The organism is Streptococcus sp. HMSC10E12 (assembly GCF_001807855.1).
Lineage (GTDB): Bacteria > Bacillota > Bacilli > Lactobacillales > Streptococcaceae > Streptococcus > Streptococcus salivarius.
Genome location: NZ_KV791089.1, coordinates 178359 through 192884, shown reverse-complemented (window position 1 = coordinate 192884; position 14526 = coordinate 178359). Strand labels below are relative to the sequence as shown.

The 14526-nt window shown below is 41.9% G+C and carries 14 protein-coding genes and 1 pseudogene; 13 read left to right on the top strand and 2 right to left on the bottom strand.

Annotated features, from left to right (window positions below):
- Positions 1-196: 196 nt before the first annotated feature.
- The 7 genes and pseudogenes from HMPREF3112_RS05660 to HMPREF3112_RS05630 all read left to right on the top strand — a co-directional run bounded on the left by HMPREF3112_RS05660 (position 197) and on the right by HMPREF3112_RS05630 (position 5856).
- Positions 197-628 carry a pyridoxamine 5'-phosphate oxidase family protein gene (locus HMPREF3112_RS05660; RefSeq protein WP_004182458.1) on the top strand — a complete coding sequence of 144 codons (432 nt, stop codon included), beginning with the start codon at positions 197-199 and terminating at the stop codon, positions 626-628.
- Between the two features lie 4 nt (positions 629-632).
- Positions 633-1466: an SIR2 family NAD-dependent protein deacylase gene (locus HMPREF3112_RS05655; protein ID WP_070438594.1), complete on the top strand. Its 834-nt coding sequence runs from the start codon at positions 633-635 to the stop codon at positions 1464-1466.
- Complete coding sequence (locus HMPREF3112_RS05650) at positions 1451-2215, top strand: protein-ADP-ribose hydrolase (protein ID WP_048675683.1); 765 nt, start codon at positions 1451-1453, stop codon at positions 2213-2215. The genes HMPREF3112_RS05655 and HMPREF3112_RS05650 overlap by 16 nt, the downstream gene beginning before the upstream one ends.
- An 86-nt stretch (positions 2216-2301) precedes the next feature.
- Entirely contained in the window at positions 2302-2751 is a 450-nt protein-coding gene (locus HMPREF3112_RS05645; protein ID WP_048675686.1) for a MarR family winged helix-turn-helix transcriptional regulator, read from the top strand.
- 17 nt (positions 2752-2768) lie between these two features.
- Positions 2769-3622, top strand: a pseudogene (locus HMPREF3112_RS05640) (SDR family oxidoreductase).
- The gene (locus HMPREF3112_RS05635) at positions 3615-4343 is read left to right on the top strand and encodes an ABC transporter ATP-binding protein (RefSeq protein WP_048675688.1); all 729 of its coding nucleotides are present in this window, start codon (positions 3615-3617) and stop codon (positions 4341-4343) included. Before HMPREF3112_RS05640 ends, HMPREF3112_RS05635 begins: the two are co-directional and overlap by 8 nt.
- Positions 4336-5856 (top strand): ABC transporter permease/substrate-binding protein, encoded by a 1521-nt coding sequence (locus tag HMPREF3112_RS05630; protein WP_048675691.1) that lies wholly within the window; start codon positions 4336-4338, stop codon positions 5854-5856. The genes HMPREF3112_RS05635 and HMPREF3112_RS05630 overlap by 8 nt, the downstream gene beginning before the upstream one ends.
- Before the next feature lie 90 nt (positions 5857-5946).
- Here HMPREF3112_RS05630 and HMPREF3112_RS05625 read toward each other — a convergent pair whose 3' ends face one another.
- Positions 5947-8610, bottom strand: coding sequence for an FtsX-like permease family protein (locus HMPREF3112_RS05625; protein ID WP_048675696.1), 2664 nt, complete (start codon positions 8608-8610; stop codon positions 5947-5949).
- Positions 8611-8622: 12 nt separating this feature from the next.
- Positions 8623-9324 carry an ABC transporter ATP-binding protein gene (locus tag HMPREF3112_RS05620; protein ID WP_048675699.1) on the bottom strand — a complete coding sequence of 234 codons (702 nt, stop codon included), beginning with the start codon at positions 9322-9324 and terminating at the stop codon, positions 8623-8625.
- 228 nt (positions 9325-9552) lie between these two features.
- On the opposite strand from HMPREF3112_RS05620, the gene HMPREF3112_RS05615 reads away from it, so the two are divergent.
- The 6 genes from HMPREF3112_RS05615 to HMPREF3112_RS05590 all read left to right on the top strand — a co-directional run bounded on the left by HMPREF3112_RS05615 (position 9553) and on the right by HMPREF3112_RS05590 (position 14309).
- Positions 9553-10098, top strand: a complete 546-nt coding sequence (locus tag HMPREF3112_RS05615; protein ID WP_013990552.1) for a TetR/AcrR family transcriptional regulator — start codon at positions 9553-9555, stop codon at positions 10096-10098.
- 105 nt (positions 10099-10203) lie between these two features.
- Positions 10204-10998, top strand: a complete 795-nt coding sequence (locus HMPREF3112_RS05610; protein ID WP_038676090.1) for a PhzF family phenazine biosynthesis protein — start codon at positions 10204-10206, stop codon at positions 10996-10998.
- 318 nt (positions 10999-11316) lie between these two features.
- Positions 11317-11919: a membrane protein gene (locus tag HMPREF3112_RS05605; protein WP_002884905.1), complete on the top strand. Its 603-nt coding sequence runs from the start codon at positions 11317-11319 to the stop codon at positions 11917-11919.
- Positions 11919-12710, top strand: coding sequence for an energy-coupling factor transporter transmembrane component T (locus HMPREF3112_RS05600; RefSeq protein WP_176744475.1), 792 nt, complete (start codon positions 11919-11921; stop codon positions 12708-12710). Before HMPREF3112_RS05605 ends, HMPREF3112_RS05600 begins: the two co-directional genes overlap by 1 nt.
- A complete protein-coding gene (locus HMPREF3112_RS05595) occupies positions 12686-13522 on the top strand; it encodes an ABC transporter ATP-binding protein (protein ID WP_070438588.1) in 837 nt (278 codons plus the stop codon). Before HMPREF3112_RS05600 ends, HMPREF3112_RS05595 begins: the two co-directional genes overlap by 25 nt.
- Positions 13509-14309, top strand: coding sequence for an energy-coupling factor ABC transporter ATP-binding protein (locus HMPREF3112_RS05590; RefSeq protein ID WP_070438586.1), 801 nt, complete (start codon positions 13509-13511; stop codon positions 14307-14309). Before HMPREF3112_RS05595 ends, HMPREF3112_RS05590 begins: the two co-directional genes overlap by 14 nt.
- Positions 14310-14526 lie beyond the last annotated feature (217 nt).

Below are 14526 nucleotides of genomic sequence, written 5' to 3'. Positions count from 1 at the left end.
CAGTGGTTTTACCCACTACAGAAATTATAGAGCCAAAAATCATAGAAAGAACTTTCCTAGATGATTAGGGAAGTTTTTTTGTTTTTTAAGGTACTTCTATATCGAAATAGTTGACAGATGTAATTGGAGATGTTACAATTCGTGGTATAAATGTCGATATCGAACTAAAATTCAAAGAAAGACATGGTGTTTTATAATGGATTATTTGAAAGTGCTAGTCGAAGAGATTCATTCAGTTGTAGTGGCAACGGTTGATGAAACGGGACATCCGCATACAGCTGTTATGGACATGATGTGGGAGGACGGGAAAACAGTTTATTTTTTGACTGCCGATTTTAAACCCCTCTACAAACGGCTTAAGGAAGATGGACGTGTAGCAGTGACAGGGATGACTCAAGGTGCCGGAACTATGGATCGTAAATCTATTTCCCTAACCGGTCAGGTGGAATGGATTGGAAAAGAGCATTTAGAAGAGTTGTTAAAAGCCAATCCATACATGTATGAGATATATCCGACGGAGGAGGGACGTAGTCACCTACAAGTCTTTCGTTTTAAAAATTCAGTAGGCAATTTTTATGATTTGACGCAATTGCCTCCCTATCAAGCAAGATTTGAAATTGAGGGATGATAAGATGACAAAGATTCAAGATGCAAAGAAAATCATTGAAGAAGCAGATAAAATTGTGATCGGAGCGGGAGCTGGCTTATCTGCAGCGGCTGGCTTAACCTACTCAGGCTCACGTTTTGAGGTTTTCTTTAAAGATTATATTGCTCGTTATGGCATGCAGGATATGTATTCTGCAGCATTTTATCCTTTTGAGACAGCCGAGGAGCGCTGGGGCTATTGGGCCAAGCATATCTATCATAATCGATACCAACCAGAGGGGCTTCCTCTTTATAGAGATCTTTTCGACTTGGTAAAGGACAAAGATTATTTTGTGATTACGACCAATGTAGATGGGCAGTTTATGAAGACAGGATTTGCTCGGCAGCGTTTCTTTGAAGTGCAGGGCAACTACGGAGAGTGGCAGTGTTCAGTTCCTTGTCGTCAGGAAGTCTTTGATAATGAAGCGGCTGTCATGGAGATGCTAAAAGAAACAAAGGATTTAAAAATTCCAACTGACTTGCTACCATATTGTCCAAATTGTGGGGCACCAATGACCATGCATTTACGTGTTGATCAATCTTTTGTCCAAGATGAGACCTGGGAGGCTTCTTATGAAGCTTATCAAGGATTTTTTGAAGGGATTGAAGATCAAAAGATGGTTTTCTTAGAATTGGGTGTCGGTTACAATACACCGACCATTATTCGCTATCCTTTTGAGAAAATGACAGCACTATTTCCAAAGGCTCATTTGATTCGCCTCAATCGTGATGATCTTGAAGGTTTTGCTGCTACAAAGGAAAAGACAATTTCTATAAATGATGATATGAGGGAGGTGCTCCGACAATGGCTAGCAGACTAGAATATTTGATTGATGTTTTAAAAAGCGAGCAAGGATTGACAGAGCTAGAGATTCCTGAAAAGGTAGAGGAGCAAGAAGTGTTATATCGGGCTCTTCAAAATGTCCGTTATCCGGCACCAGTGACAGCCGACTTTCTCTACCAACAAGACCGTTATTTACAAGAAAAACTAGTAGAAAAAGGAGTTGTAGACTTAAAAGACTTGACTCCCATTCGGCCTAATCTCTACCTGTGGCAAGGCGATATCACTCACCTGGCAGTCGATGCCATTGTCAATGCGGCCAACAGCAAGCTTTTAGGCTGTTTTGTACCTAATCATTCTTGTATTGACAATGCCATTCACACAGCTGCGGGGGTTGAACTACGTTTAGCCTGTCATGAGATCATGCAGGAGCAAGGAAGGGATGAAGTTACGGGTCAGGCAAAGATGACCAAGGCCTATAACCTACCTTCCCGCTATGTCCTTCACACGGTTGGGCCTATTATCTATGACGAAGTGACAGATTTGGAAAGAGGACAGTTGGCCTCGTCGTATGAAGAGTGTTTGAATTTAGCTTATGAAAAAGGTCTTAGAAGCTTGGCCTTTTGTTGTATCTCAACAGGTGAATTTCGCTTTCCAAATGAAGAGGCAGCCAAGATTGCGATAGAGACGGTTCTACAGTTTCAGAAAAAACACCCTGATATGATAGTTGTATTCAATGTTTTTAAAGATTTTGATTATACGATTTATCAAACATTATTAAAAAACTAATGTTTCTATATAGAAACATTTGACGGATGTAACAGACAGTGATACAATAACTTTGTTATTTCGATATAGAACAAAAAGGAGACAAAATGGACAAGATGCTAGGGGGCTACCAAGCTCTACAGATTCGTTTGTTGAATGGGCGTATCTTTCAAAAACTCTTGAGCAAGGAACCAGATGCCAAATACCGTAGTGAACAAGGAAAAATCTTAACAGTGCTTTGGCAAAAAGAAGATGGTCGAGCAACTGCGACAGATATCGCCCTTGCTTCAGGATTAGCTAACAATACACTGACTAGTATGATTAAGAAATTAGTGGACCAGGGCTTGGTTACGATTAAACAGAGTGACCAAGACAAGCGCAAGAAGTTTGTCGTTTTGACCGAACTTGGTTGGGCGCAAAAAGAAATTGGAGACCGTGTCAGTAAAGAGTTGGGTGAGATTTTTTATCAAGGATTTTCTGATCAAGAAATCCGAGAATTTGAAGCTTATCAAGAGCGTATTATTGACAATCTAAAAGCTAAAGAGAATGAACTGTAGTAGAGGGGAAAATGCTTATGATTGGAATAACAGGTGTAACAGGGAAATTAGGCTCTTATGTGGCAGATCTTGTCGATCAGCAAGGAATTTCTTCTATCCATCTGGCAAGAAGCCCAGAGCGTGCAAAAGTCTACGCGTCAGCGGAAATTCGTAAGATGGTGTATGCCAATACTCCAGAGGTGGTTGAGACCTTAAAGGGAATCGATGTCTTATTGATGGTCTCTGCTCGGGAAAATCCAGAGCGTGTCAAGGAGCACAAGGAGTTTTTAGATGCTGCAAGACTAGCAGGGTGCAACATATCGTTTATACCTCCTTTTATGGGGCAGATGAGAAGGCAACTTTTACCTTGTCTCGAGATCATGCCCAGACGGAAGCCTATATCAAGGAGTTAGGGTTCACCTATACTTTTTTGAGAGATAATTTTTACTTGGACTTCTTGATTGATATTGCACTTGAAAATGGAGAAATTCGTGGTCCGGCTGGCAGGGGCCGTGTGTCAGCTGTTGCCCGTAAGGACACTTCTAGGGTCGCAGCAGAGATTCTCTTAAACCCTAAGGAATGGGAAAATCAAACCTTGAATCTAACAGGGCCAGAGGATCTTTCTATGGAAGAAATCGTAGAGCTTCTCTCAAAAGAGACCGGTAATGCCATCACGTATGTAGACGAATCGGTAGAAGAGGCCTATGAGTCACGGAAAAAATGGCCAGCACAAAACTGGGAGTACGATGCTTGGGTCAGTACCTATACAGCTATCAAAGTTGGGGAACAAGCTGGGGTTTCAACAGATGTCGAAAAAGTCTTAGGACGTCCAGCAAGTAGCTTATTGGATATTCTTAGAGACAGAAAACTTATTGAGGAAGAACATGATTGAATATAAACATGTAGCCTTGTGCTACACGGATAAAAACATTTTAAAAGATGTCAATCTCCGCATTGAAAATGGAGAATTTATGGTTCTTGTGGGACCTTCAGGATCTGGAAAGACTACCATGATCAAGATGATTAACCGTCTTTTGGAGCCGACAGATGGCAATATCTATATGGATGGAAAACGCATCAAGGACTATGATGAACGGGAGTTACGTCTCAGTACAGGCTATGTCCTTCAAGCCATTGCCCTCTTTCCTAACTTGACCGTTGCGGAAAATATTGCTCTCATTCCTGAGATGAAGGGCTGGAGCAAGGAACAAATCACTTCTAAGACAGAAGAACTCTTGGATAAGGTGGGGCTCCCTGCTGCAGAGTATGCAAAGCGCATGCCTAGTGAATTATCGGGTGGAGAGCAACAGCGGATTGGCATTGTGCGAGCTATCATTGGGGAACCAAAAATTCTATTGATGGACGAACCTTTTTCAGCTTTGGATGCCATCTCTCGCAAGCAGTTGCAAGAATTGACCAAGGCCTTACATAAAGAATTCGGCATGACGACCATCTTCGTAACACATGATACGGATGAGGCTTTAAAATTAGGGGATCGAATTGCAGTTTTGCAGGATGGAGAAATTCGTCAGGTCGCAGAACCTGAAACAATTTTAGAAGCGCCTGCGACAGACTTTGTAGCAAACTTGTTTGGAGGTAGCCTTCATGTCTAATTTGATTTCAACATTTCAAGAACGTTTTGGGGACTGGTTAACGGCCCTCGGACAGCACTTACAATTGTCTCTTTTGACCTTAATTATTGCAATTTTCCTCTCAATTCCTTTGGCCATTTATCTTAGCACGCGCGAACGTGCGAGTAACTGGGTCTTGCAACTCGCTGGTGTCTTTCAAACCATCCCTTCCATGGCACTTCTGGGACTATTTATCCCTATTATGGGAATTGGAACGCTTCCTGCTTTAACAGCTCTAGTCATTTATGCGATATTCCCAATTTTGCAAAATACTATTACAGGATTGCATGGGATTGACCCTAGTTTGGAAGAAGCTGGGATTGCCTTTGGGATGACCAAGTGGGAGCGACTCAAGAAGTTTGAAATTCCACTGGCTATGCCTGTGGTAATGTCAGGGGTAAGGACTTCTGCGGTAATGATTATAGGGACTGCGACCTTGGCAGCCTTGATTGGGGCTGGAGGACTTGGTTCCTTTATCCTTCTAGGTATTGATCGAAGAAATTATAGCTTGATTGTGATTGGGGCCATTTCTTCAGCGGTTCTTGCTATTTTATTCAATATTGTTCTAAAATGGATGGAAAAGGCCAAGTTACGCACGATTTTTGCAGCTTTCGCTATCATGGTGCTTGGTTTGGGAGCAAGTTACGCACCAAGTATGATGCCTCAGAAAGAGAAAGAAAATTTAGTCATAGCCGGTAAATTGGGACCTGAACCTGAAATTCTCATGAATATGTACAAGCTTCTCATTGAGGAAAATAGTGACATGACGGTGACGGTTAAGCCTAACTTTGGGAAGACAGATTTCCTTTATCAAGCGCTTAAAAAGGGTGATATTGATATCTATCCAGAATTTACAGGGACCATTACAAGCTCTCTCTTGCAGCCAGCTCCTAAAGTCAGCAACGACTCCAAAGAAGTTTTCGAGGTTGCGCGTGATGGTATAAAGAAACAAGATAATCTAGCCTTGCTCAAACCGATGGCTTATCAAAACACCTATGCGATCGCTGTTCCGAAAAGTATTGCGAAAGAGTATAATCTGAAGACGATTTCTGATCTCAAGAAAGTTCAGGACAAGGTCAAAGCTGGTTTCACGTTGGAATTTAACGACCGTGAGGACGGAAACAAAGGACTTCAATCAGTTTATGGACTAAATCTTAACGTAGCTACCATGGAGCCGGCACTTCGCTATGAGGCAATCCAACAAGGCAATATTCAAATAACAGATGCCTATTCAACAGACCCAGAAATTGCTCAATATAATTTAGTTGTTCTAGAGGATGACCAACACCTCTTCCCACCTTACCAGGGAGCACCCCTCATGAAAGAAGCCCTCCTTAAGAAACATCCAGAATTGGAAGGTATTCTTAATAAGTTATCTGGTAAAATCACAGAGAGCCAAATGAGTCAGATGAACTACCAAGTGGGAGTAGAAGGAAAACCTGCTGCTAAAGTCGCACGTGAGTTTTTGGTAAAAGAAGGTTTAATTAAGAACTAAAAACATTCTCAAGTTGATAACTTGAGAATGTTTTGTATAGAACAAAGTTATTCTTACTCTTCCGTTTTATTTATTAGCTTAGATCATATGTTACTCAACAGATTTTAGGGCTTCGAGCATATTGACTTTCTTAAGGTGTTGGTTCACAAAAATACCGAGACCTGTCAGAATGACAATAACTACAAGTGTTGGAATAGCATAGATGAGCCAGCTCAGATCTGGATTGAACATGATGTTTTCAGGAGGTATAACCTCTACCATGTATTGATGCAATCCCCAACCAAGTCCGAATCCAACCAAGATACCAATGATAGAGAGATAAATGGTTTCTCGATAGATGTAGAGTGTCACTTCTCTATTAAAGAAGCCTAGAACCTTAATGGTTGATAACTCACGGATACGTTCTGCCACATTGATATTTGTCAAATTAAAGAGAACAACTAAAGCAAGAAGAACAGAAATCCCAATCAATACTGCCATAACACAGCTAAGGGAGTTGACGATGGTCTTGATTTGTGCCTTTAGAGTAGTATTTTGAACAACCCCTTTGACACCATCAAGCTCCATAAATTGACTGGCTGTTTGCTCAACGTTTTTGTCTGAGTGATTCTTCAGTGTCAGAATAGTAGCATTTTGGCTCGCCTCTTTACCAAAAGCATTTCTGTAAGTAGTTTCATTCATAAAGATGAAGTGACCCATATACATTTCAGAAATACCAGCAACTTTGAGTTTGATATCCTTGTCTTGACTATTTTGAACGGTTAACTCATCCCCTACAGAAACGCCAGCTAAGTCTGCCAATTTCTCAGAAATAATAATCCCTTTGTCGGTCAAATCGAGTTTTTGACCAGTTTCACGATTATTGAGCTTGATGTAATGTTGTAGAGTTTCTTGATCCTTGTCTTTGACCACAAGGGTTGTGATATCTTGACGATCGTTATTATTTCCTGCCACTTTTGAAAGCATTTCGTAATGAATAGAAAGATGTTCCTTGACCTTGCTATCGTTAATTAATTTTTGGATGTTTTCCTTTTCCTGCCCATCCAGATGATCCTTGTTTGCGACAATCATATCATAGCGAATGATGTTAGGGAATTGGCGTGTGTTAAGGTCTCCAATAGAAGAACGAATACCGAGTCCAGCAAAGAGAAGTGCGATGGAACCGCAGACACCAAAAATAGTCATGAACATCCGTTGCTTGTATCGGAAAATATTACGGGCAGTGACTTTTTGTGTAAAGTTCATCCGGTTCCAAAGTGGGGTGATGCGCTCCAAAAGAATCTTAGAACCAGATGTTGGAGGTTTTGGAAGAAGAAGTTGGGCTGGCTTTTCTCCTAATTCGCGCTTGGCTACCATGAAAGCGGGAAGAACTGTGGACAAAAGACCAAGCACAATAGCTAGAAGAGTCTTAAATGGATAAAAGTGTAACTCAATTGGTGCGAGGAGGATTCGCTCTTTATAACTATTGTATATGATAGTTGGAAGGAGAATATGTCCAGCAGCAACCCCAATAGCAGTACCAATCATGCTCGTCACGAATCCATAAATAATAAATTTACGGATGATGTCCTTGTTTTGGTAACCGAGAGCTTTGAATGTCCCTGCCTTAATCCGTTCTTCTTCGACGAAGCGTCCCATTGTTACAAAGGTAACCAAGGCAGCAATAAAGTAGAGGATAACAGGGAAGATATTACTGAGGTTCTGAAAAACAGAAGCGTTGGTCTCATATGAAACGTACCCTTCTGACCAAGGAGCTTCACGACGTGTGTAGACATCGTAGCTTGGTTCAGCAATGCTATCGATTTTTTCTTGAGCTTCCTTTATCTGCTCCTTCTTTTTATCGATTTCATCTTGTGCTTGTGTCAATTGTTCTTGGACAAGAGGATTCTTATCTTGACCGCTGGCTTTCGCTTGTTCTAGTTTCTTGTTAAGTTCAGTCTCTGCCGTTTGAAGTTGACTTGTTTGTTGGTCAATCTTAGCCTGTGGATCAGCTTTTAATTCTTTCAAACGGTTAGCAGGTTGATTTTTTACTAATTTTTCGAGATCATTTTCGTGTTTGGAAACCTTGTCAGTGTAATCCTGGGTATAGGGGTTAGCACTATGGACGTCTTTGTAAGCTAAGCGTGCAATCATGTAGACGTCGGAATCAAAACTAGATTCAGGAACTACCGCATAACCTTTGAGTTCCCCACTACCAGCTGTCGATGAACCGAGGTCAACACTTGATAAGATTTCAGATGACTGAACAAAGCCAGTGATGGTAAAGGTGTGTTCTTTTAAGACATCCTTACCATTGTCACCCTCTTTTTCAGAAAACGAGATCTTGTCACCTATCTTATATTTGTCTTGATAGACTGAAGAAAGAGCAATTTCACCTTGCTTACTTGGAAGTTTTCCTTTTACAACCTCATAAGTTGAGATATCTTTTGGTTTTGAAAATAGTCGAAAGGCATCAGTGGAGTCTTTCAGAACGACATCTTTAAAGTAACCGTACTCAATGTTTGCCTCTGAAGAGACTTGATTTAGGAGGTCTTGATCCGACTGGTTAAGTCCATAGCTACCAGTAACTGTGAGGTCAGCAGTTTGGTGTTTAGTGAAATAGCTTGTTCCCGTGTGTTGCATATCAGGTGTCGTCACCTTTAGACCCACAAGAGCGAAAGAACCCAAGGCCATGAGTGAAGCAATAGAAACCACCCGTCCTTTAGAACTAGAGAAAGACTTTCTGACATCTTTCCAATAAGTTTTACGATTCATGAGACATCCTTTCTAGTACTCGAGGCTATCAATATCTTGTGGAGTTGCATTGAGTTCAATACTTTGAACACGCGCATCATGCATACGAATCACACGATCTGCAATCGGTGCAAGCGCCCCATTGTGAGTAACAATGATAACGGTAGCTCCTTCATTGCGAGCCTTATCTTGGAGAATCTTCAAGACCTGTTTTCCAGTATTGTAATCCAGGGCTCCTGTAGGTTCGTCACAGAGGAGAATTTTAGGATTTTTTGCGACGGCGCGAGCAATAGCTACTCGTTGTTGTTCACCACCAGACAATTGTGCAGGGAAGTTGTTGATGCGTTTCCCAAGACCAACATCAATCAAAGTTTGTTCCGCATCTTTAGCATCCGCGACAATTTCAGAAGCCAACTCTACATTTTCTTTGGCCGTTAAGTTTGAGACCAAGTTATAGAATTGAAAGACGAATCCGACATCGTCTCTACGATAAGCTGTTAATTGTTTCGCATTATAATTGGAGATGTCTTTCCCATCGATGATGACCTTTCCTTCATCATTGGTATCCATACCACCAAGAATATTGAGAACAGTTGATTTTCCTGCCCCAGAAGAACCGAGTATAATCACTAACTCCCCTTTTTCAATCTCGAATGTGATATCATTGTTTGCGATGATTTCTACATCACCTGTTTTATAACGTTTGTAACTATGTTTCATTTCAATATAAGCCATGTGTATTTGTCTCCTTTAAAAGTTATCAGTGCTAAAACAACAACCTGTTGAATGATTACGGAAGTTATTTTATGATTTTTTTAATACGAATGCTACAACACAAATCAACAATGTGTTGAAATAAGGATATGGAAGTTGTATTAATCAATGAAAATACTTGATGATAGTTGACAATTTCAAAAATCAAGATATACTTTAATCAACAATTTGTAGAAACAAGGGGTTCGTATGCAGCAGAGACAAACGACAACTAAGTCAGATATAAAAGAAGCCTTCATTCAGCTGTTAGCTACAAGAAGCTTAGAGGACATTACGATTAGTCAGTTAACCAAAAAAGCGGGTGTTAACCGCTCGACATTTTATCTGCACTACCTTGATAAACAGGATTTTTTAGAGCAGTTAAAGGAAGAAACCTTGACGACTGTTCGCATGATCTTAAGGAAAGAAACCTTTCATCCCAAAGAAGCGTTGGAATCCATCTTGTCTCATTTTCAAGAGAACAGTGCTTTTTTTGTTGAAATTGCAAAAAATCCAAGCTTTCGTTTTGCAGATAACATTCGTTCTTTTATTTTGGGTATGATTGAGTCAACGCCACGTTCTCGACCAGTCATTGTGGCAGCTTATCAAATGCCAGAGCGCTATGCTATTACCATGTATGTTTCTGGTTTGACAGGCCTTATCGTCGACTGGATTATCAATGGGACTCAAGAAAGCCCCCAACAATTGACCAAAATTATACTGGATTCTCCAGGAATGGAGTGGTTTAAGGGATAAGGTGGAGATGGACAAGAAATAATTTAATTTGATTTTTTACTAAATTTTCTACATTCACTTGTAGTTTTAAAACAAGGTTAACAATTTAAGGAGCTGAACGTTTCAATGAATCAATATACCATCCCACAATTTATCGTCGATGCTTTTACAGATACTGTTTTTAAAGGGAACCCGGCGGCTGTTTGTCTTCTTGATAAATGGTTGTCAGATGATACTTTACAGAATATTGCTAAAGAAAATAATCTTTCTGAGACAGCTTTTACGGTTAAAAATGATGATTACTACGAATTACGTTGGTTTACTCCAGGTGGGGAAATCGATTTGTGCGGCCATGCAACCTTGGCAACGGCTTTTGTTCTTTTTAGATTTTTTGAAAAGAATGCTGAAAGTCTAACTTTTGCTACACAGAGTGGGGAACTTTTAGTTACAAAAAAAGGTGAGTACTATGAGCTGAATTTTCCAGCATACTCCACGCAACAGGTTGCAGTCACAAGTGAGATGGAAGAAGCAATCGGTGTCCGTCCGCTTGAAGCATGGCTTGGAAGAGATCTAGTATGTGTCTTACCTCATGAAAATGAGGTCATTAATGCAAATCCAGATTTTGATAAAGTAAAAGCTTTAGATGGGCTTCTCCTGAATATCACTGCCAAAGGAAGCAAGTATGATACTGTGACACGAAGTTTCGCTCCAAAATTATCAGTCAAGGAAGATCCAGTCTGTGGATCAGGACACTGTCATGTCATTCCTTTGTGGGCTAATAAGTTGGCACAAGCAGAATTTAGGGCTTACCAAGCCTCTGAAAGGAGTGGCATCCTCCTTTGTCGTATAGAGGGTGATAGGATTTACCTTGCAGGAAAGGCTGCCCTATATAGTCGTGGAGAAATTTATGTCATGGACTAAATTTCTGTCGATTACGAAAACGTAGAAGTATTAGTGACAGTAATGAAAACAAAATCCCAGTCGAAAGATGTCTAGCTCAGCTAGGCATTTTAAATTTCACAACATTTTTTAAAGAATTTTCAGAAAAGACTTGACAATTTTGAAAATAAGCGTATGATAAGATTATGAACTTTTAAAAATAGTAATTTTACTATATTAACTCATGTCGACTACGGATGGTATGGTAAAGTGACTATATGGTTCTAATAACTATTCTATAGAGCGTTGCGTCCGAAAGTCATTCCTGACACGGCTCTTTAAAAACAAAAGGAGAAGATTATGAAAACAGAACCGATTCATCGTACCAGTATGTGGAAATTTAAGTTAAGTGCTGCCACCATGACTTTGATTCCCGCTGCCGTGGGGATTAACTATGTTGCCAAAGCCTTGGCGGAGGGGTTAAAGTTGCCCGTTTGGCTGGGGTCTTTGGGAACCTTTCTTGCCAGCATGTTGGCTGGGCCGGTTGCCGGTGCCATCAGTGGTTTCATCAACAACGTGATCTATGGGCTAACCTTATCGCCAATTTCAACCGTGTATGCGATTACCAGCATCGGAATTGGGATTGCTGTCGGAGTTTTGCACGCCAATGGGTGGTTCTCGTCAGCGCGACGAGTATTTGTTTCTGCTATTATTATTGCCTTCGTTTCAGCTGTCATTTCAACGCCACTCAACGTCATCTTTTGGGGTGGTCAGACCGGTATCGCTTGGGGTGACTCATTGTTTGCGGTAATGGTCGCCAATCATGCACCAGTGTGGCTGGCCTCATTTACCGATGAGTTTGTCTTGGATATTTTGGATAAAGTCTGCGTGGCCTACCTCGCATTCTTCATCTATCGTCAGCTGCCGAAGCGGATGGTGCACTTCTTTAGCGGTGATAAATGATGACTGATCAAACATTGATTTCTGGAGCGCCACGGGTCAAGCTCAAGTGGTACCAGGTGATCGATCCGATTACTAAGCTCTTGTTCATCTTGGACATGACGTTATTGAGCTTTACCAGTATGAATTTATTGCTTCAGGCCGGATTGATTCTTGTCGCAACACTGCTATTGTTATTTTCCAAATTGAGTTCTACCATCTTTAAGGCGCTGGGATTCAGCCTGTTTCTGATTTGCACCATGCTAATCATCCAAGGGTTATTTTACAGTCGGAATCAAACTGTGCTGTTTTCTGTGCTTGGGGTGTCGTTCTACAAAGAAGGCCTGATTTACGCCACCACTCTGGGTTGTCGAGTATTGGTGATTATTTTGACCAGTGGCTTTTTTATGGTGACCACGAGTATTTCAGAAAACGCGGCCTATTTGGAACTGTCCGGATTGTCTTATAAAACCGTCTACGTTCTGATGTCGGTGTGTTATATTTTACCGGAAATGATGCGCAATATGCGGAAAATCCAGCAGGCACAAAAAGTTCGAGGAACCAATCCGCAAAAAACGTTGATTCAGAAATTAAAGTCAGTCCTGCCGGTTCTAATTCCATTGGTGATTAAGACCCTGGATCAATCGATGACGCGGTCGATTTCTCTCCAACTGAGAGGTTTTGATAATCTCAACCGGACTGTCAGAACCTCCCAGCGCGTGTATCGCCTGTCGCGGACGCTGCACATTGGTCTGACTGGATTGGCAATTTTATTGATTGGGTGGAAGATATGGACGAAGATAAACGGATTGTAATTGAAAATTTGACTACCCGTTATCCGGGTACTGAGCAACCACAACTGCGTAAGATTAACGCGGAGGTTCATACTGGCCAGGTGGTTGGGATTATCGGGAATAGCCACTCCGGCAAATCGACTTTGTGCCATGTGCTAGCAGGGGTCATTCCCAAAATTGTGTCTGCTGAGATTGAGGGCGACTGGCACATGTTTGGCCAGCGAGTGTCCGACAATTGGCCCGTTTATAATGCCATGAATGGAGTTGTACTGCAAAATCCAGCTGGCCAACTAAGCGGGTTGGCAGACACGGTTGCCGATGAAATCGCCTTTGACTTGATTAATCAGGGAATGGCTGAAGGACTGATTCAAAAACGGGTTGAAGAAGTTGCCACGCAAATGGGGCTGATTGAACAGTTGAATTTGCGTCCCGAGAGCCTTTCCGGTGGTCAGAGCCAGCGGTTGGCAATTGCCACGGCGATTGCGGCTAACCCGGCTGTTTTGATTATGGATGATCCGACCAGTCAGATGGATCCCCTTGGCCGCCGACAATTTTTCCAATGGCTGGCCCAAGTCAAAGAGACGACTGTCTTCATTGTCACCAGTGAAATTGACGATTTGTGCGAAGTCGCCGACGTTGTGTGGGTGCTGCACGAGGGTCAAATGGTAGCCCAGGGTAGGCCGGGTGAGGTGTTTAATCATTTGGCAGCTGACTGGCAGATTCCAGCCCCGACAATCCAGCAACTTGCTCAAAAAATGGATTGGCACTTGGCTGATGGCCGGTATCCGGTGAATGACGCTGATCTGAAGGAGGTTCGTTATGCCCAAAATTGAACTGAACAACCTGACGTTCACTTATCCGGAACGGTCCTTTAGCTTGGATGTTGAAGACAAACACTTCGCCGATCCGATGGTGGCGATTGTCGGCCAAAATGGTGCCGGAAAATCAACGCTCTTCAAATTGTTGACGGGCTTGCTGACACCACAAACCGGTGTGATTAAGATCGATGGAGAAAATTTTAATGATCTTAAACCAGTCGAAAAGTTACTGAAGGTTGGGATTACTTTTCAGAATCCTGACGATCAGCTTTTCAACCCGACCGTTCAACGAGAGGTGGAGTGGAGTGTCGCGCAGGTCATGGATGACCACGACACGATTACGAGGCGGGCTTTAGCGGCTCTAAAAAGAGTTGGCTTGGATGATAAAACAGCTGAAAGTCCATATGACCTGTCATTGTCGGAACGCAAGCTGTTGAGCGTTGCCACAGTTTTGGCAGTGGATCCGGCGATTTATTTATTTGATGAGCCGATGATGTCGCTTGATTGGGAAAGCCGGCGCAAGTTGACCGCAATTTTCCATCAGTTGGCTGATTCGGGCCACCAAGTTGTGACCATCACCCATGACATGGATTGGGTCGCAGCCGAGTTTGAGTCGGTGTATGTTATGGAACACGGGAAGTTTGGCTTCGCCGGCAGTCCACGGGAATTGTTCAGCAATCACGAACTTGTCCAGCGAGTGGGATTACTACCACCGCGGATTATGGACATAGCGGAGTCGCTGGGTGATTCACAGACATATTTATCGGTTAATGATTATTACCAGAAAAATCGAGATGTATAGAAAAAGTCACCTCTGCGGGTTTTCCAGGTTGAAGGACTAACTTCAACTTCTGGCAAGAACTCACATGGGTGACTTTTGTGTTTAATAACGTTTCATAATCATCGGGTGCTTCCTCAGATCACTCGGTTTGATTTTACTTTTTTTCATGGTCATAATCATATACCATTTCTTTTGGATCTTTTGGGCTCTTTGTCAACTGTAGTGGGTGACGAAAAGC